Consider the following 17,740-nt stretch of genomic DNA (forward strand, 5'->3'; position numbering starts at 1 on the left):
TGCACACTGCTCTTTCCTCTGCCGCCCGGAAGGTTTAGTCGGGCGGCAATTCGTGTTTGGAGAACCACAATATGCGTGCCGAGGGGCAGGCCTACATCGATCGTATAGAAGCTGCGCTGGCGCTTGTGCGTCAATCACTCGATTGGGAGCGTGCGTTGCGGCGCCTCGATGAGTTGAACGCACGCGTTCAAGATCCGACACTGTGGGACAATCCCAAAGAGGCTCAGGCAATTGGCCGCGAGCAGAAGCAGCTTGAAACTGCCATTGGAACGGTGAACGAAATTTCACGGGAAATGGCCGATGCGATCGAATTCGTCGAAATGGGCGAAGTGGAAGGCGAAGACGATGTCGTAGCAGAAGGGCTTGCCAGCCTTGAACGGCTCGCCAATCGTGCCGATGCCGATAAAGTTCAGGCGCTCCTGTCAGGCGAGGCCGATGGCAATGATACGTATTTGGAAATCCACGCGGGCGCGGGCGGTACGGAAAGCCAGGATTGGGCAGAGATGCTGTTGCGTATGTATGCTCGCTGGGCAGAGCGCAAAGGTTTCAAGGTCGAAACAGTAGAATATCAGGCGGGCGAAACAGCGGGCATCAAGTCTGCCACGCTCCTGTTGAAAGGCGAAAACGCCTATGGCTATGCCAAAACTGAGAGCGGGGTCCATCGCCTCGTTCGGATTAGTCCTTACGATAGTTCGGCGCGGCGGCATACGTCATTCAGTTCCGTATGGGTTTATCCGGTGATCGACGACGATATCGATATCGATATCAACCCCGCAGACCTGAAGATCGATACCTATCGCGCAAGTGGCGCCGGTGGGCAGCACGTCAACACTACCGATTCCGCCGTCCGTATCACGCACCAGCCCAGTGGCATTGTCGTGGCCAGTCAGGTGGATCGCAGTCAGCACAAAAACCGCGATATCGCGATGAACATGCTGAAGGCGCGTTTGTTCGAAGAAGAAATGCGGAAGCGCGAAGAAGCGGCCAGCGCGGAGCACCAGAGCAAAAGCGATATCGGCTGGGGACACCAAATCCGCAGCTATGTTCTGCAACCATATCAACAGGTAAAAGATTTACGGACCGGAGTAGTGTCAACATCGCCCGACGATGTGCTGGATGGGGCTATTGACCCTTTTATCTCGGCTGCACTGGCTCAACGGGTAACTGGCGAAGTGGTAGAGGTGGCAGACGACGAATGATCGTCACACGTAGAATTGCTGCTTGTTTATTGGCAGTTGTCAGCTTGGTGACTGGCTGTGAACGCGCGGATACCGATGCCGACCGAGCTGTAACTGCGCGCGATTTTCCACGAGCAAATCGCCCTGTGTCTGGAATGGCGGGCAGCCCTTTCACGACCGAAAATCAACGTGACAGCGTTGGTGAAGCGCAGCGTGTCATGGATCTGGCGGAAATAAGGCCAGGTATGACGGTGGCCGATATCGGCGCAGGGGAAGGGTATTATACCGTTCGTTTAGCAGAGAAGGTCGGCGCCAAGGGTCGTGTTCTCGCTGAAGATATCGATAAAGCTGCATTGGAGAGATTGGGACAGCGCATTGAACGGGACAGGCTGGACAATGTTTCGGTCAAACTGGGAACCCCGGATGATCCTCGTCTGCCGGACCGCAGTTTCGACCGCATTTTTATGGTGCACATGTTTCATGAAGTGGAAGAACCATATGCATTTCTCTGGCGGCTCTGGCCTGCATTGAAGCCTGAAGGGCTTGTCGTCGTGGTCGATATTGACCGCCCTAGCGGCCAGCACGGCATTGATCCCCTGTTGCTAAGCTGTGAGTTTGAGCGCGTTGGATTTAAACTGGATTCTTTCAAAGATGCACCAGAGCTTGCGGGGTACTATGCACAGTTCAAGCGAACGGCTAATAGGCCGCAACCACATGAAATAAAGGCTTGTAACATGGACCGCGGTGCGGGCTCGCAAGCTGAAAAAAACGTTAAATGAAAGAAGTCTCGTAATGTCATTCAAGGGGTTGAAGCCTATCCTTTACGGCGGTCGCGAAGTGTGGCCGTTGATCGAAGGGGGTAAGGGGGTTGCAGCGACGAACCATGCCAGTTCTGGCGCGTGGGCCGCTGCAGGTGGGATTGGCACGGTTAGTGCGGTCAACGCCGATAGTTACGACGCTGAAGGTAAGATCGTGCCGCAAGTGTACGATGCGCTGACGCGCAAGGAACGGCACCAGCAGCTGATCCAGTACGCGATCGATGGTGCGGTCGAGCAGGTGAAGCGCGCGCACGAGATCGCCGGGGGCAAAGGCGCGATCAATATCAACGTCCTGTGGGAAATGGGCGGCGCGCAGGAAGTCCTCGAAGGCGTTCTGGAGCGGACCCGGGGCATGGTCACTGGCGTCACTTGCGGTGCAGGTATGCCCTATAAGCTGGCTGAAATCGCAGAGCGCTTCGATGTGCACTATCTGCCGATTATCTCCTCGGCGCGTGCGTTTCGTGCCCTGTGGAAGCGTAGCTATCATAAAGTGGCGGACCTGATGGCCGCTGTGGTTTACGAAGATCCGTGGCTTGCTGGCGGTCACAACGGACTGTCGAACGCCGAAGATCCAACCAAGCCCGAAGATCCTTACCCGCGTGTCGCTGCATTGCGCGAGACGATGCGAAAGGAAGGCGTAAGCGACAATGTGCCTATAGTCATGGCAGGCGGAGTCTGGTTCCTGAGGGAATGGAACGACTGGATTGATAACCCGGAACTTGGCCCGATCGCGTTCCAGTTCGGCACGCGGCCATTGTTGACGGAGGAAAGTCCGATTCCGCAAGGATGGAAAGATCTTCTGCGGGAGATCGAGCCGGGTGACGTGCTGTTGCACAAATTCAGCCCGACAGGCTTTTACTCATCGGCTGTTAAGAACCCGTTCCTGTATGACCTGATGCATCGCTCCGAACGCCAAATTCCCTATTCAAGGGTTGAGGCAGGTGTGCACACGGTTCAGCTCGACGTGGGGGTAAAGGGCAAAAACTTCTGGGTCGCACCGAAAGACCGCGAACGTGCACGGGGCTGGGTTGCGGAAGGATATACCGAAGCGCTGAAGACCCCGGATGACACAGTTGTTTTCGTGACGCCGGAAAGTCGCGCGCAGATCCGTGAAGATCAGGCGGCCTGTATGGGATGCCTGTCTCACTGCGGTTTTTCGTCATGGAAGGACCATGATGACTATACCACTGGACGTCTTGCCGATCCCCGCAGTTTCTGCATCCAAAAAACGTTGCAGGATATCGCACATGGTGGACCAGTGGACGAAAACCTGATGTTCGCCGGTCATGCGGCGTATCGTTTTAAGCAGGATCCGTTCTACTCCAACAACTTCACTCCTACGGTGAAGCAATTGGTGGATCGTATTCTGACAGGGGACTGATCTGGGTCGCCCCGTGCCACATTCAAATGAGTTGTCTTACGATTGATCTGGGAAGAGAGGCAGGGTGGCCTGCTTTGCCATATGTTGCGCCTTACGTCCGGCAGTCGTGCTGTCTGAAATAAGACGTTGGATCTCACTCTGACCTGGCGGAAACTCGACTTGGCCTACGGCAGTCAGGTGAGCTACACTAACCCTTCGAGCACCTGATCGGGGGGGCGGTGGCCATCGGCCCAGAACTGGATATTTGCGATAACCTTCTCGCCGGAGGCCTCTCGGCCTTCTCGGGTTGCGCTGCCGATATGGGGCAGGGTCATCACGTTAGGGTGGTCAATTAGCCGACGATCCACTTGCGGTTCGTCGGGATAGACGTCGAGACCCGCGCCAACCAACGAGCCGGCGTCGAGCGCTGCGATCAGTGCATCCTGATCTACGAGATCGCCTCGCGCCGTGTTGATCAGGCACGCTGTCGACTTCATCAGAGAAATGCGTCTCGCATCGATAAGATGGCGTGAATCTTTGGTGGATGGGCAGTGTAGCGTCAGAATGTCGCTACGCGCAATTAGGTCGTCGAGGTCTTCGACATAAGTCGCGCCGTGCATGTTCTCTACGGCTTGCGGAAGACGATGGCGATTATGGTACAGGATATTGAGACCGAAGGCACGAGCGCGATGCGCCACTGCCTGTCCGATGCGCCCCATACCCACGATGCCCAGCGATTTGCCGCCGATCTGCCATCCCAGCAAAGCCGATGGTGCCCAACCTGTCCATTCGGAACGGCGCACCAGCGCGATGCCTTCGCGGACCCGTCTTGGGACGCCAATGATCAGCATTACGGCGAGATCGGCCGTGTCGTCGGTAAACACACCAGGCGTATTGGTAACAATGATCCGCGCTGCTCGCGCAGCGGCGAGGTCGATATGATCGACTCCGGCGCCGAAGCTGGCAATGAGGCCCAAGTTCGGTCCTGCTTGTCGAATCAGGTTGGCGTCGATCCGGTCGGTAACGGTGGGAACGATAACGTCCGATTCCTGCATCGCGATCGCGAGTTCTTCGCGAGACAATGGCCGGTCGTCATGATTGAATTGTGCATCGAATAGCTCCGACATGCGTGCTTCGATCATCGGCATCAGTTGCCGGGTTACGACGACCTTCGGCTTGCCGGTGCGCGGTATTGGTGTTGACTCGCTCATTGCCTTGCAGCGCTACGTTGTGGAGGGCGGGATGGTCAAGCGAAGGTGAACTGCCTGAGCTTGATAGTTACGACCGGATGGCAGTAATAGGCGATGATGCGTCTGACTTCGATTGTATTCCGGGCGATTGCCGCGCTCGCATGTTCCACCGTGCTCCTGCCCGTTCATGCACAGGCGCAGGACAGGGAGGTCCCATATTGGGCCTCGATCAGAGCCCAGGTTCTGAATCTGCGTGCAGGGCCAGGGCGGGCGTATCCGGTCAGATGGACTTACAAGCGTGCTGGCTTGCCTTTGAAGGTCGTGCGAGTGCACGAAGGCTGGCGATATGTTCGCGATCCTGATGGGGACGAAGGCTGGGTTATCGCGAGTCTCCTGTCCCCTGATCGCGCTGCGATAGTGATCGGGGAAGGGCTGGCCGATATGCGTGAATCGAACGATGGGCGATCACGGCTTATGTGGCGGGCAGAGCCAGGAGTCAGCGGCAAATTAGGGAAGTGTGACGGTGGCTGGTGCCAGTTCGATGTTTCCGGACGAAAAGCCTGGATAAAGAAAAATCGACTGTGGGGAGCAGAGTGACGATCAGTGTTGTCTCGTCATGAAGGACCGGTGCAGCTTTGCCTGACGACATAGCTGCACCGACTCTACATTCAGTCGTTTAGACGATTTCGACTGCAATCGCGGTTGCTTCGCCACCACCGATGCACAGGCTGGCCACACCGCGCTTGAGTCCCTTCTGTTTGAGCGCATTCAACAATGTTACGAGAATGCGGGTTCCGCTTGCGCCGATCGGGTGACCGAGAGCGGTGGCACCGCCATGAACGTTGATTTTTTCATGCGGAATGCCGAGGTCGTGCATCGCGAACATCGCGACACAGGCAAATGCTTCGTTCACTTCGAACAGGTCGACTTCGTCGATAGACCAACCTGCTTTTTCCAGCACTTTGTTGACCGCACCGACAGGTGCGACTGTGAAATCCTTTGGTTCCTGAGCATGCGCCGCCATTGCGACTACCTTGGCGACCGGAGACAGGCCTTTGGATTTCGCAACGCTGTCGCGGGTTAGTACGACAGCAGCGGCGCCATCGCTGATCGAGCTGGATGTGGCCGCGGTGATTGTGCCATCCTTGGCGAATGCAGGACGCAACTGACGAATTTTGTCAGGATTGCCCTTCGGCGGCTGTTCGTCGGTATCGACAGTGACTTCACCCTTACGAGTGCTGAAAGTAACCGGGACGATCTCATCAACGAATGCGCCTGAAGTGATTGCTTCATTTGCACGACGAAGCGATTCAACAGCGTAATCGTCCTGACTGTCGCGGGTTAGCTGATATTCATCCGCAGTTTCCTGCGCGAAGGTGCCCATCGCGCGACCGACATCATACGCATCCTCAAGGCCATCGAGGAACATATGGTCATATGCAACGTCATGGCCGATACGGGCGCCCGAACGGTGTTTTTTGAGAAGGTATGGGGCATTGGTCATGCTTTCCATCCCACCGGCGACCGCCATGTCCATTGTCCCGGCGGCAAGTGCTTCGCTTGCCATAATGACGGTTTGCATTCCGCTGCCACACACTTTGTTGACTGTGGTTGCCTGAACTGACTTGGGCAGACCCGCTTTCAAAGCGGCCTGACGTGCAGGCGCCTGTCCAAGACCTGCCGGAAGAACGCAGCCCATATAGATTCGCTCGATATCGCCGCCTGCAACGCCCGCGCGCTCAACAGCGGCTTTCACGGCAGTTGCACCAAGATCGGTTGCAGCAACATCTGCTAGAGCGCCCTGCATTCCACCCATCGGGGTGCGCGCATAAGAAACGACGACAACGGGGTCGTTTGCGGAGAATGTGGCCATCTGACGAACCTTTCAATCTTCTGAAATGACTTGTGTTCGAGTGCGATCTAGTGCTGCACTGCGGCAAACGCAATCAAGCGAACGGCTATGCTTGCCAAGGGACGCTTTATGCCCGACATCAGTGGCAAAGAAAAATGCATACCTGCTTTAGGAGAGTGACGATGGCCGACGATCGCAAAACCGAACTCGAAGCAATGCTGTTGCAGCAGCGGGCGGCATTTACGTCTGCGCGACCTGAACCACTGTCTGCCCGTAAAGATCGGATACAGCGTGCAATCGCCTTGCTTAAGGAAAATGGTGACGCACTGTGCAGGGCGATGAGTGTCGATTTTGGCAATCGCAGCCCAATGCAATCGATGATTACCGATATCGCGGGGACTGTCGGCTTCGGCAAATATTGTCTTAAAAATCTGACCAGATGGTCTCAACCGGAAAAGCGCAAGGTGCAATTCCCACTAGGGCTGTTGGGGGCGAAGGCGGAGGTTCGCTATGAGCCAAAAGGCGTGATCGGCATTCTTGCGCCTTGGAATTTTCCGGTAAACCTTTCATTCAATCCACTGATGCAGGCGTTCGCTGCTGGCAATCGGGCAATGATCAAGCCGAGCGAGTTCACTGAGCGAACCTCCGCTTTGATGGAGGAATTGGTCGCCAAGTATTTCGACCCTTCGGAATGCATAGTGGTGACTGGCGGGCCAGAAGTGGCCCATGCGTTTTCATCGCTCACCTTCGATCATCTGGTGTTTACCGGTTCAACCGCGACAGGGCGCAAGGTCATGGAGGCAGCGGCGCGTAATCTTGTGCCGGTGACTCTGGAATTGGGCGGTAAATCGCCTGTATTCCTTGGCCGTAACGCGGATATCGCTAAAGCGGGAGAGCGGATCGCGCTTGGGAAAATGATGAATGCGGGGCAGATCTGTCTTGCACCGGATTATATGTATGTGCCGGAAGAAATGGAGGAGGGCGCAGTGGCTGCCGTCCAGCTCGGTGTGCACACTATGTACCCGACGTTGCGCGACAATGAAGACTATGCCTCGGTTGTCAGCGATCGCCATTTCGAACGTCTTCAGGGACTGGTCGCGGATGCGAAGGACAAGGGTGCTGAGGTAATCGAAGTTAACCCCGCTAACGAGGACTTTTCCGCGACGAATACGCGCAAAATGCCACTCACCATTCTGCGTAATGTGACAGATGACATGAAAGCGATGCAGGAGGAAATCTTCGGCCCGGTGCTTCCCGTGAAAACCTACAAGCACGTCGATGAGGCAATCGATTACGTCAATTCACATGATCGCCCGCTGGGGCTGTATTATTTCGGTGACGATGAGGCAGAGCGTGAAAAGGTGCTCACCCGCACGATTTCCGGCGGAGTGACGGTAAACGATGTGATTTTCCATGTTTCGATGGATGATCTGCCGTTTGGCGGGGTGGGGCCCTCGGGAATCGGTTCGTATCATGGTGTCGAAGGTTTCCGCGAGTTCAGCCACGCCCGCAGTATTTATACCCAGCCCAAGCTGGACATTGCAAAGTTGGGCGGATTCAAGCCTCCATATGGGGCTGCGACCGCGAAAGCGGTCAAGGGAATGATGAAATAAGGCCCGAATGCGGGGATTTTTGCATCCCCGGACCCTTGCACCAATCGGGAGCGGGGCCTAGAGGCGGGCACATTCAAAGGCCCCCAAAGGGAATCATCCGTGGTCGATCTCAGCCAGTATCTCCCAATCCTGATTTTCCTCGCCATTGCTCTCGGACTCTCGGCTTTGTTCGTGTTTCTGCCGATGGGCATTGCCCGGTTGACGGGTGCACATAACCCGACTTCCGACAAGTTGAGCGAATATGAATGCGGTTTTCCTGCGTTCGAAGATCCGCGCAGTCAGTTCGACGTGCGCTTTTATCTCGTCGCGATCCTGTTCATCATTTTTGATTTGGAAGCAGCGTTCCTGTTTCCATGGGCTGTCAGTCTCGACATGACGGGATGGCCGGGCTGGATCACGATGATGGTGTTTTTGGGTGAACTGGCCATTGGCCTTGCTTATGCGTGGAAGAAGGGAGCACTGGAATGGGAGTAGATCGGAGCCTTCCTGCCGCCGCGCAGCCGGGTGAATTTCGTACCCCGGATCAGGATTACTTCCACGCTTTGCAAACTGAGGTGAATGACAAGGGCTTCCTCGTCACCAGCACTGAAGAGCTGTTTCAATGGGCGCGCACAGGCAGTTTGTGGTGGATGACTTTCGGCCTCGCTTGTTGCGCTGTTGAAATGATTCATGTGAATATGCCGCGTTACGATATGGAGCGGTTCGGTGCCGCACCGCGTGCAAGCCCGCGTCAGAGCGACGTGATGATTGTTGCTGGAACGCTGTGTAACAAAATGGCGCCCGCGCTTCGCAAGGTTTACGATCAAATGTCGGAACCGAAGTATGTCATCAGCATGGGGAGCTGCGCTAACGGTGGTGGATATTATCACTACAGCTATTCGGTCGTGCGTGGATGCGATCGGATCGTACCGGTCGATATCTACGTGCCCGGGTGCCCGCCGACTGCTGAAGCGCTGCTCTATGGTGTGATGCAGTTGCAGCGGAAAATTCGCCGCTCCGGTACGATCGAACGGTAAGGCTGGCGCTGATTATGACTCAGGTCCTTCATTCCGCTCCCCGGTTTGCTTCGAGCCAAGGTGTCAAAGACACGCTGACCGCTGCGTTGGGCGATATGCTCGTCACTGCGAAAGAGCAGCACGGCGAAGTAGTTCTCACTGTCGTGCGAGATCGTGTGGAAGACGCGTTGCGCCTGCTTCGTGACGAACACGAATACCAGCAACTGATGGAAATGGCCGGGGTCGATTTTCCTGACCGCGTTGAGCGGTTTGAAGTCGTCTACATGTTGCTCTCGGTGACGAAGAACCATCGCGTGATGGTCAAAGTTTCGGCCAGCGAAGCTACGCCCGTTCCCACCGTCACCACGCTCTGGCCGAACGCCGGGTGGCTCGAACGTGAAGTGTTCGATATGTATGGTGTTGTATTTGCGGGCAATCCCGACTTGCGGCGCATTTTGACCGATTATGGCTTCGAAGGGCATCCCTTCCGAAAGGATTTCCCGCTCACCGGCTACGTCGAACTTCGCTATTCTGAAGACGAGAAGCGCGTTGTGTATGAGCCTGTCGAACTCGCACAGGATTTGCGCCAGTTCGATTTTATGAGTCCGTGGGAAGGCGCGAATTACGTGCTTCCGGGTGATGAGAAAGCGGAGGCTGAGGCTCCGGGCGCTCCAACCCCGAAGTCCACGGAAAAACCGTCTGAGACGGGGGCCGGCAAGGCGACGAACAAAAAGGCCGCAGAAAGCGAGTCTGCTCCGGCACCGGCTAAGGACAAAAGTGCAGAAGAAGCTGGCGCGCCGAAGCCTGCAGAAGATCGGCCGGCGCGCAAGCCAAGGGCGGCATCGGCGCAAGACACGAAGCCAGCAACCCAGTCGAAGAAAGCTGCAGCAAAGAAGCCCGTCGCAAAGAAGCCCGTCGCAAAGAAGTCTGGTGCAGGCAAGTCTGCTGCACCTAAACCGGCGGGCGACAAATGAAGCGAGCCGCTATCTGTCTTTGTCTGGCGGCCCTCGCAGCCGGCGGTTGCTCCAAGAGCAACGATGCCTCATCGGGTGAAAGCGCCGATGATTATGCTGCCCGTGCCGGTGTATCCTCGCCCGGTGCAAACGATGTAGGCACGTCATCCGTCGCAGAAGTCAACGCGCAGCCTGTTTTGGCGAGCGAAGGCAGTACCAGACTCATGCCGCTTGCCAGCGATGCCCCAATGGCTTTGGGCAAGGTCGCTGGCGGGTGCAGCTTTATCTATCAGGGGCGTTCCTTGCTGGTAGCGGGCAGCGAAAAAGATGTCGGCGACAAAGGCAAAGGTGTGCTGGTGATCGATGGACGTCAGGTCATGTTGCCCGGTGTCGAAGCTGGCGGTCTGCAAATGATCGAATCCGGCCCGACACTGGCTGGCGATGGGTTTACGGTTTCCGTCCTGCGCGGCGAAGGCGAGCCTTCCCGTGCGAATGGGAAGAACGAATGGGGCGCTGACCTTCTGGTGAAGGGCCCAACGGGCGAGACAACATTCTCGCAGGGAAAATGGAGCTGCACAGCATGAGCGGCCTTCAACTCGAACAGTCACCCACAACAGGTGACGAGGTCATCAGTAACTATACGATCAACTTCGGCCCGCAGCACCCTGCGGCGCACGGGGTTCTCCGTATGGTGATGGAACTCGACGGTGAGATTATTGAGCGGATCGATCCGCATGTTGGTCTGCTGCACCGTGGCACTGAAAAGCTCATCGAGCACAAGACCTATCTGCAGGCATTGCCGTATTTTGATCGGCTCGATTACTGCTCGCCGCTGGGGATGGAGCACAGCTACGTGCTCGCGATTGAGAAGTTGCTCAATCTGGAAGTGCCCCTGCGCGGACAATATCTGCGCGTGTTGTTTGCGGAGCTGACGCGCATCTGCAACCACATGCTCAACATCGGCAGCCACGTGATGGATGTCGGCGCGATGACGCCGAACCTCTGGGTGTTCGAAATTCGCGAGGATTGCCTCAATTTCTTCGAGCGCGCCAGCGGGGCACGTATGCACAGTGCGTGGTTTCGTCCGGGTGGCGTCCATCAGGATGTTCCGCTCAAACTGCTGACCGATATCGGTGACTGGCTCGACAATCGGCTTCCGCGTTTGTTTGAAGACGCGATGAGTCTGGTGATGGACAACCGCATATTCAAACAGCGGAATGTCGATATCGCGGTGGTCAGCAAGGAAGATGCGTTGGCGTGGGGTTTCTCTGGCCCTATGATCCGTGCGGCAGGCATCCCCTGGGATATTCGCAAGAGCCAGCCTTATGATGTTTACGACCGAATGGATTTTGAGATTCCGGTCGGTACCAATTCTGATTGCTACGACCGGTTCATGGTCCGTGTAGAAGAAGTGCGTCAGTCGGCTCGCATTATGCGTCAGTGCCTTGCTGAAATGCCGGAAGGCCCGGTGAGCAGCACCGATCGCAAAGTCGTGCCGCCGAAGCGCGGTGAGATGAAGGCTTCAATGGAAAGCCTGATCCATCATTTCAAGCTGTATACCGAAGGCTTCCACGTACCTGCGGGCGAAGTCTATGTCGCTACCGAAAGTCCCAAAGGCGAATTTGGCGTCTATCTGGTCAGCGATGGCAGCAACAAACCTTATCGTTGCAAGATTCGGCCGACTGCTTTCAGCCATCTTCAGGCGATGGATTTCATGAGCAAGGGCCATATGCTGCCGGACGCGACCGCTATTCTTGGCGCGATCGATGTGGTGTTCGGGGAGTGTGATCGGTGAGCAAGGAAGTGAGCGCATATGTCTCAGGACTGTGTCTTTGCGTTGTCCTCTTAATCATGGATTCCACTGGGGTCCTTGAACTGGGCAGCTTCGTCATTGGTCTGGCGTTGATGGTTGCTGTGTTTGCTATCCTGACATTTTCCTCCAATTTGAAAAACAGGAAGGCCAAAAATGGCTGACCGCGCACTCGCACCCGACACCCCCGAACTGCGCGCCGCATGGGGTGATTTCGCATTCGCACCTGCATGGGAAGAGAAGGCCAAGGCCGCTATTGCCCGTTATCCTGCAGGACGTCAGAAGAGTGCAGTTATGGCGCTGCTCGACTATGCCCAGCGGCAGGTGGGAGAAGCAACCAACACGCAAGGCTGGTTGCCAATCCCGGTGATCGAATATGTGGCGACCTATCTCGACATGCCGGTGATCCGGGTGCTCGAAGTTGCGACGTTCTACACCATGTACAACCTCGCGCCGGTGGGGCGTTTTCATGTGCAGGTGTGCGGCACCACGCCTTGTATGCTACGTGGATCCGACGATATATTCGCCGTCTGCGCTAAGCGTGGAATGAAGCGCGGGCACACTACCGATGACGGTATGTGGACGCTCACCGAGGTCGAGTGCATGGGCAGCTGTGCCACCGCGCCGATGGTTCAGATCAACGATGGTAACTACGAAGATCTCACCCCGGAACGGTTTGAAGCTGTACTCGATAAGCTTTCGGCAGGTGAACTACCCAAGGAAGGTACGCAGGAGCCGGGGCGTCATACCAGCGAGCCAAGCGGCGGTCCGACGACTTTGACCGCTATGGTCGGTGAAAACCACGACTACCGAGGGGAATGGTGATGCCCAAGCCGGTAGCCAAAGGCTTGCCGATCATCGGCATTATATTTCTGACGCTGGCTGTCGTGAAATTTTTGCAGGGCGAGGCATGGGTCGTGTGGGCGATCCTTGGTTTCTTGCTTGGGGGATTCGGAATTTTCGGGGCGAAGGCTTCGGAAAGGCAAGAGCCATGAGCATCGCCACAATCGTTATCGCTCTTATACTTATCGTCATCGCCTGGAAGGTGCTGATGGGGGTAGTCAAGTTTGGCGCCATTGCGGTAATCCTATTGGTTGCCGTCTATTTCCTTGCCAATGGAGGGCTCGGCTGATGCTCGCCGATAAGGATCGCATTTTTACCAATCTTTACGGCTTCCAGTCGTGGCACCTCGATGCTGCGCGAGCACGTGGTGATTGGGACAACACCAAAGATATTCTCGCCAAGGGGCAGGATGCCATTATCGATGAGATTAAGGCATCAGGGCTCCGTGGTCGGGGCGGCGCCGGATTTCCGACCGGTATGAAGTGGTCGTTCATGCCGAAAGAAAGCAAGGATGGACGTCCCAGCTTTCTCGTCATCAACGCCGATGAATCGGAACCTGGCTCTTGCAAGGATCGCGAAATCATTCGCCACGATCCGCACAAGTTGATCGAAGGCGCTCTTGTTGCTGGTTACGCGATGCGTGCACGCGCCGCATATATTTACATTCGCGGTGAGTACATTCGCGAAGCGGAAGTGCTATTTGCTGCCGTTCAAGAGGCATATGATGCCGGCTTGCTGGGCAAGAACGCTGCGGGTTCCGGTTACGATTTTGACGTATTCGTACACCGCGGAGCGGGCGCGTATATCTGCGGCGAAGAAACCGCGATGATTGAAAGCCTTGAAGGCAAGAAAGGGCAGCCTCGCCTAAAGCCTCCATTCCCGGCGGGGGCAGGGCTATATGGTTGTCCGACTACTGTGAACAATGTTGAATCGATTGCGGTTGCGCCGACAATTATGCGCCGTGGTGCATCTTGGTTCTCCGGTTTCGGGCGGGAAAACAACAAGGGCACCAAGCTTTTTCAGATCAGTGGGCACGTGGAAAAGCCATGCGTCGTTGAAGAGGCGATGAGCATTCCGTTCAGCGAGCTGATTGAAAAGCATTGTGGCGGTATTCGTGGGGGCAAGGATAATCTGCTGGCTGTGATCCCTGGCGGCTCATCGGTTCCATTGGTTCCCGCAGATCAAATCTGGGATGCGCCGATGGATTTCGATGGCTTGAAAGAAGTGGGTTCGGGCTTAGGGACCGCGGCGGTTATTGTGATGGACAAGTCCACCGATATCGTTCGTGCGATCAGTCGCTTGAGTCACTTTTACAAGCACGAGAGCTGTGGCCAGTGCACACCGTGCCGCGAAGGTACAGGGTGGATGTGGCGCGTGATGAAACGGCTCGAAACGGGCGACGCGGCGGTTGAAGAAATTGACATGCTACAGCAGGTCACCAAGCAGGTGGAAGGGCATACGATCTGTGCACTTGGCGACGCGGCAGCGTGGCCAATCCAGGGTCTGATACGCCACTTCCGCCCGGAAATTGAGCGCCGCATCGCGGCTGCTGGCAACATGGCAGAGGCAGCTGAATAATGCCAAAAGTCACCGTAGACGGACAGGAAATCGAGGTGCCCGATGGGGCAACCGTACTGCAGGCATGTGAGCTTGCCGGTAAGGAGATTCCGCGTTTCTGCTATCACGAACGTCTCAGCATTGCGGGCAATTGCCGCATGTGTCTGGTCGAAGTGAAGCCTGGCCCTCCCAAGCCGCAGGCATCTTGCGCCTTGCCTGCAACAGAAGGTCAGGAAATTCGCACCGATAGCGAAATGGTCAAAAAGGCGCGCGAAGGTGTGATGGAGTTCCTCCTCATCAACCACCCGCTCGATTGCCCGATTTGCGATCAGGGCGGGGAATGCGATCTTCAGGATCAGTCCGTGGCTTACGGTCGCGGCGGTTCTCGCTATCATGAAAACAAGCGGGCCGTGACTGAGAAGTACATGGGGCCGCTCATCAAGACGGTTATGACCCGGTGCATCCATTGCACACGGTGCGTTCGTTTCAGTGAGGAAATCGCAGGGGTCGATGAGATCGGTGCGCTTTATCGCGGCGAAAGCATGCAGATCACGACTTATCTTGAGCATGCGGCGAAGCACGAGATGAGCGCGAACGTCATCGATCTTTGTCCCGTTGGTGCATTGACTTCACGGCCCTATGCGTTCGAGGCACGCCCCTGGGAGTTGAAAAAGACGTTGAGCATCGATGTGAGCGATGCGATCGGCGCAAATATCCGGCTTGATAGTCGCGGTCGTGAAGTCCTGCGCGCATTACCGCGTATCAACGACGATGTGAACGAAGAGTGGATTTCGGATAAAGCCCGCTATCAGGTCGACGGCCTTACGCGGCGGCGTCTTGATAAGGTGTGGATCCGCAAAAACGGCAAACTGCAAGCCGCAAGTTGGGAAGAAGCGTTTAAGAAGGTCGCCGCTGTCAAGCCTGGCAATAGCATTGCAGCCATCGCAGGCGATTTGCTCGACTGCGAAACGATGTATGCTGCCAAAGCTTTGCTGAAGGCGATGGGGTCCGATCTTCTTGAAGGACGTCAGACGGGAATGGACTACGATGTGTCCAGCCTTGCTGCAGTCAATTTCAATTCAACTCTTGCGGGGATCGAAACGGCTGACGCAATCCTGATTGTCGGCAGTCATGTTCGGTGGGAGGCGCCACTAGTCAATGTGCGACTTAGGAAGGCTGTTAAGCGTGGCGCCAAAGTATTCATCGTCGGGCCGGAATGGGAAACAACCTTCCCCGCGACATTTCTAGGTAACGATCTATCGGTGCTTTCTCAGTTGCCGCCGGAAGTGCTGGACGCATTTGCCGAAGCGCAAAGCCCAGCGGTTATCCTTGGTGGCGCGGCTCTGGCGAAGGGGGCGCTTTCTGCAGGACTTTCGCTTGTCGAAAGACTGGGCCTGGTCAAAGAAAATTGGAACGGTTTCAACGTTCTCCATTTCTCCGCGTCGCGCATGGGCGGGCTGATGCTTGGCTATGCTCAGAAAGGTGGGATGGCCGATATCGTTGGTGCCACTCCCAAAGTCGTGCTGGCGCTTGGTGCAGATGAGGTTGACTACACGCAATTTGCGGATTCGCTTAAGGTGTACATTGGTCACCACGGCGACAAGGGGGCACACGCAGCAGATGTGATCCTTCCGGCCGCCTCGTATGCTGAAAAAGACGGTACGTACGTCAACACCGAAGGTCGCGTTCAATTTGCGGAAAAGGCTGTGTTCGCGCCAGGAGATGCGCGGGAAGACTGGACGATCCTGCGTGCACTCGCCGATGCGTTTGGTGTCTCGGTCGGGTTCGACAGCTTTACTCAGCTGCAATCGGCGATGATTGCGGAAGTGCCTGCTCTAGGGCAGGAAGGTCTGGCTAATTATGGCGTTTTGCCAAAGGCTAAGGCGACCAAGCTTTCGGGCACAATCGATGCCTATCCGATCAGGGATTTCTACCTCACAAACCCGGTCGCCCGGGCAAGCACGGTAATGCAGAAATGCAGCGCTGAGCTGCTTCATGGTAGTGAACTGGCGGAGGCTGCGGAATGACCGAATTCTTTATGAACCTCGGCATGAACTACGAATGGGCGTGGTTCGTCGCTACGATTTGCGGGATATTGCTGATCGCGCTGCCGCTGATGCTGGGCGTGGCAATGATTATCTATGCCGACCGCAAGATCTGGGCGGCGATGGCACTGCGCCGAGGTCCAAACGTGGTTGGGCCGTTCGGTCTGCTGCAATCATTTGCCGATGGGCTGAAGGTGTTTCTGCAGGAAACAATTATTCCCAGCGCCGCCAACAAAGGCTTGTTCCTGATTGCTCCGATTATAACATTTACGGTCGCCTTATTGGCGTGGGCGGTTATTCCTTTCAATTCCGGCGCCATACTCGCTGATATCAATGTAGGGCTGTTGTATGTTCTGGCGATCAGTTCGCTGGGCGTATACGGGGTCGTCATCGCGGGCTGGGCCTCAAACTCAAAATACCCCTTCTTCTCCGCCATGCGGGCTGCAGCACAAATGATTTCGTATGAAGTCTCAATCGGATTTATCCTGATCTGTGTGGTGCTCTGGGCAGGGTCGTTCAACATGAACGAGATCGTGCAGGCGCAAAAAGGGACGGTGCTTGGGTTTATTAATGGATTTGTCGCGAATCCGCTGCTTTTCCCGATGTGGGTACTATTCCTGATTTCAGGTATGGCGGAAACGGCCCGCGCTCCTTTTGATTTGACCGAGGCGGAAAGCGAACTGGTTGCCGGTTATCAGACGGAATACAGCTCGATGGCGTTCGCGCTCTATTGGCTGGGCGAGTATGCCAACGTTTTGCTGATGTGCACGTTGAATGCGGTGCTCTTCTGGGGTGGGTATCTGCCCCCGGTCGACTGGGCACCGCTCTACGTTGTGCCGGGATTTGTCTGGCTGCTCGTCAAAATTCTGTTTTTCTTCTTTATATTCAGTTGGGTAAAGGCAACTGTGCCGCGCTATCGGTATGATCAACTCATGCGCCTTGGCTGGAAGGTATTTCTGCCGATGAGTTTGTTGTGGGTCGTGCTCGTATCTGGCTGGTTGATGCTTACTCGTTATGGAGGCGCTGTATGAGCGTCGCTCACCTCATAAAGTCTTTCACTCTTTGGGAGTTCGTGAAGGCGCATTGGTTGACTTTGAAGTACTTCTTCAAGCCCAAGGTGACGATCAACTATCCCTTTGAAAAGAACCCTTTGTCGCCGCGTTTCCGTGGGGAACACGCGCTGCGCCGTTATCCCAATGGGGAGGAGCGGTGCATCGCCTGCAAACTGTGTGAAGCCACTTGTCCGGCGCAGGCCATTACGATTGAGAGCGAACCGCGGGAAGACGGCAGTCGTCGCGCCACGCGTTACGATATCGATATGACCAAATGCATCTACTGTGGGTTCTGTCAGGAAGCCTGTCCGGTTGATGCGATCGTCGAAGGGCCGAACTTCGAATACGCCACGGAAACGCGTGAAGAACTGCTATACGACAAGGCGAAACTACTGGCTAACGGGGACAAGTGGGAGCGGGCGATCTCCGCGAACCTTGAAGCCGATGCGCCGTATCGATAGAGGGCGCGGCAAT

General features: G+C 55.9%; 19 protein-coding genes. 17 read left to right on the top strand and 2 right to left on the bottom strand.

Features of this window, described 5'->3' with window-relative positions; all coding sequences use genetic code 11:
- Positions 1–71: 71 nt before the first annotated feature.
- Genes prfB through CV013_RS03930 form a run of 3 tightly spaced genes read left to right on the top strand, consistent with a single transcriptional unit; the run spans position 72 to position 3,377 of the window.
- Positions 72–1,199 (top strand): peptide chain release factor 2, encoded by a 1,128-nt coding sequence (gene prfB, locus CV013_RS03920; protein ID WP_102153974.1) that lies wholly within the window; start codon positions 72–74, stop codon positions 1,197–1,199.
- Positions 1,196–1,957: a class I SAM-dependent methyltransferase gene (locus tag CV013_RS03925; protein ID WP_102153975.1), complete on the top strand. Its 762-nt coding sequence runs from the start codon at positions 1,196–1,198 to the stop codon at positions 1,955–1,957. The genes prfB and CV013_RS03925 overlap by 4 nt, the downstream gene beginning before the upstream one ends.
- A gap of 13 nt (positions 1,958–1,970) precedes the next feature.
- Positions 1,971–3,377 (top strand): NAD(P)H-dependent flavin oxidoreductase, encoded by a 1,407-nt coding sequence (locus CV013_RS03930; RefSeq protein WP_102153976.1) that lies wholly within the window; start codon positions 1,971–1,973, stop codon positions 3,375–3,377.
- Between the two features lie 182 nt (positions 3,378–3,559).
- Here CV013_RS03930 and CV013_RS03935 read toward each other — a convergent pair whose 3' ends face one another.
- Positions 3,560–4,567: a 2-hydroxyacid dehydrogenase gene (locus tag CV013_RS03935; RefSeq protein WP_102153977.1), complete on the bottom strand. Its 1,008-nt coding sequence runs from the start codon at positions 4,565–4,567 to the stop codon at positions 3,560–3,562.
- 96 nt (positions 4,568–4,663) lie between these two features.
- On the opposite strand from CV013_RS03935, the gene CV013_RS03940 reads away from it, so the two are divergent.
- Positions 4,664–5,143: an SH3 domain-containing protein gene (locus tag CV013_RS03940; RefSeq protein ID WP_102154523.1), complete on the top strand. Its 480-nt coding sequence runs from the start codon at positions 4,664–4,666 to the stop codon at positions 5,141–5,143.
- Positions 5,144–5,222: 79 nt separating this feature from the next.
- Here CV013_RS03940 and CV013_RS03945 read toward each other — a convergent pair whose 3' ends face one another.
- The gene (locus CV013_RS03945) at positions 5,223–6,419 is read right to left on the bottom strand and encodes an acetyl-CoA C-acyltransferase (protein ID WP_102153978.1); all 1,197 of its coding nucleotides are present in this window, start codon (positions 6,417–6,419) and stop codon (positions 5,223–5,225) included.
- Between the two features lie 161 nt (positions 6,420–6,580).
- Here CV013_RS03945 and CV013_RS03950 point away from each other — a divergent pair, with 161 nt between their 5' ends.
- The 13 genes from CV013_RS03950 to nuoI all read left to right on the top strand — a co-directional run bounded on the left by CV013_RS03950 (position 6,581) and on the right by nuoI (position 17,727).
- Positions 6,581–8,011, top strand: a complete 1,431-nt coding sequence (locus tag CV013_RS03950; RefSeq protein WP_102153979.1) for a coniferyl aldehyde dehydrogenase — start codon at positions 6,581–6,583, stop codon at positions 8,009–8,011.
- A gap of 99 nt (positions 8,012–8,110) precedes the next feature.
- Positions 8,111–8,485, top strand: coding sequence for an NADH-quinone oxidoreductase subunit A (locus CV013_RS03955; RefSeq protein WP_102153980.1), 375 nt, complete (start codon positions 8,111–8,113; stop codon positions 8,483–8,485).
- The gene (locus CV013_RS03960) at positions 8,476–9,027 is read left to right on the top strand and encodes a NuoB/complex I 20 kDa subunit family protein (protein WP_102153981.1); all 552 of its coding nucleotides are present in this window, start codon (positions 8,476–8,478) and stop codon (positions 9,025–9,027) included. Before CV013_RS03955 ends, CV013_RS03960 begins: the two co-directional genes overlap by 10 nt.
- A 14-nt stretch (positions 9,028–9,041) precedes the next feature.
- Positions 9,042–9,980, top strand: a complete 939-nt coding sequence (locus tag CV013_RS03965; protein WP_102153982.1) for an NADH-quinone oxidoreductase subunit C — start codon at positions 9,042–9,044, stop codon at positions 9,978–9,980.
- Positions 9,977–10,543, top strand: a complete 567-nt coding sequence (locus tag CV013_RS03970) for a hypothetical protein (RefSeq protein WP_102153983.1) — start codon at positions 9,977–9,979, stop codon at positions 10,541–10,543. Before CV013_RS03965 ends, CV013_RS03970 begins: the two co-directional genes overlap by 4 nt.
- Complete coding sequence (locus CV013_RS03975; protein WP_102153984.1) at positions 10,540–11,754, top strand: NADH-quinone oxidoreductase subunit D; 1,215 nt, start codon at positions 10,540–10,542, stop codon at positions 11,752–11,754. The genes CV013_RS03970 and CV013_RS03975 overlap by 4 nt, the downstream gene beginning before the upstream one ends.
- Positions 11,751–11,933, top strand: a complete 183-nt coding sequence (locus CV013_RS15505) for a hypothetical protein (protein WP_123639948.1) — start codon at positions 11,751–11,753, stop codon at positions 11,931–11,933. Before CV013_RS03975 ends, CV013_RS15505 begins: the two co-directional genes overlap by 4 nt.
- Positions 11,926–12,594: an NADH-quinone oxidoreductase subunit NuoE gene (gene nuoE / locus CV013_RS03980; protein ID WP_102153985.1), complete on the top strand. Its 669-nt coding sequence runs from the start codon at positions 11,926–11,928 to the stop codon at positions 12,592–12,594. Before CV013_RS15505 ends, nuoE begins: the two co-directional genes overlap by 8 nt.
- Positions 12,563–12,901, top strand: a complete 339-nt coding sequence (locus CV013_RS15630; protein ID WP_198591835.1) for a hypothetical protein — start codon at positions 12,563–12,565, stop codon at positions 12,899–12,901. Before nuoE ends, CV013_RS15630 begins: the two co-directional genes overlap by 32 nt.
- Complete coding sequence (gene nuoF / locus CV013_RS03985; RefSeq protein ID WP_102153986.1) at positions 12,901–14,190, top strand: NADH-quinone oxidoreductase subunit NuoF; 1,290 nt, start codon at positions 12,901–12,903, stop codon at positions 14,188–14,190. The genes CV013_RS15630 and nuoF overlap by 1 nt, the downstream gene beginning before the upstream one ends.
- Positions 14,190–16,196: an NADH-quinone oxidoreductase subunit NuoG gene (gene nuoG / locus CV013_RS03990; protein WP_102153987.1), complete on the top strand. Its 2,007-nt coding sequence runs from the start codon at positions 14,190–14,192 to the stop codon at positions 16,194–16,196. The genes nuoF and nuoG overlap by 1 nt, the downstream gene beginning before the upstream one ends.
- Entirely contained in the window at positions 16,193–17,245 is a 1,053-nt protein-coding gene (gene nuoH / locus CV013_RS03995; RefSeq protein ID WP_102153988.1) for an NADH-quinone oxidoreductase subunit NuoH, read from the top strand. The genes nuoG and nuoH overlap by 4 nt, the downstream gene beginning before the upstream one ends.
- Complete coding sequence (gene nuoI / locus CV013_RS04000; RefSeq protein WP_102153989.1) at positions 17,242–17,727, top strand: NADH-quinone oxidoreductase subunit NuoI; 486 nt, start codon at positions 17,242–17,244, stop codon at positions 17,725–17,727. Before nuoH ends, nuoI begins: the two co-directional genes overlap by 4 nt.
- The last annotated feature ends 13 nt before the right edge of the window (positions 17,728–17,740 follow it).

Source organism: Tsuneonella flava (assembly GCF_002870965.1).
Taxonomy (GTDB): domain Bacteria; phylum Pseudomonadota; class Alphaproteobacteria; order Sphingomonadales; family Sphingomonadaceae; genus Tsuneonella; species Tsuneonella flava.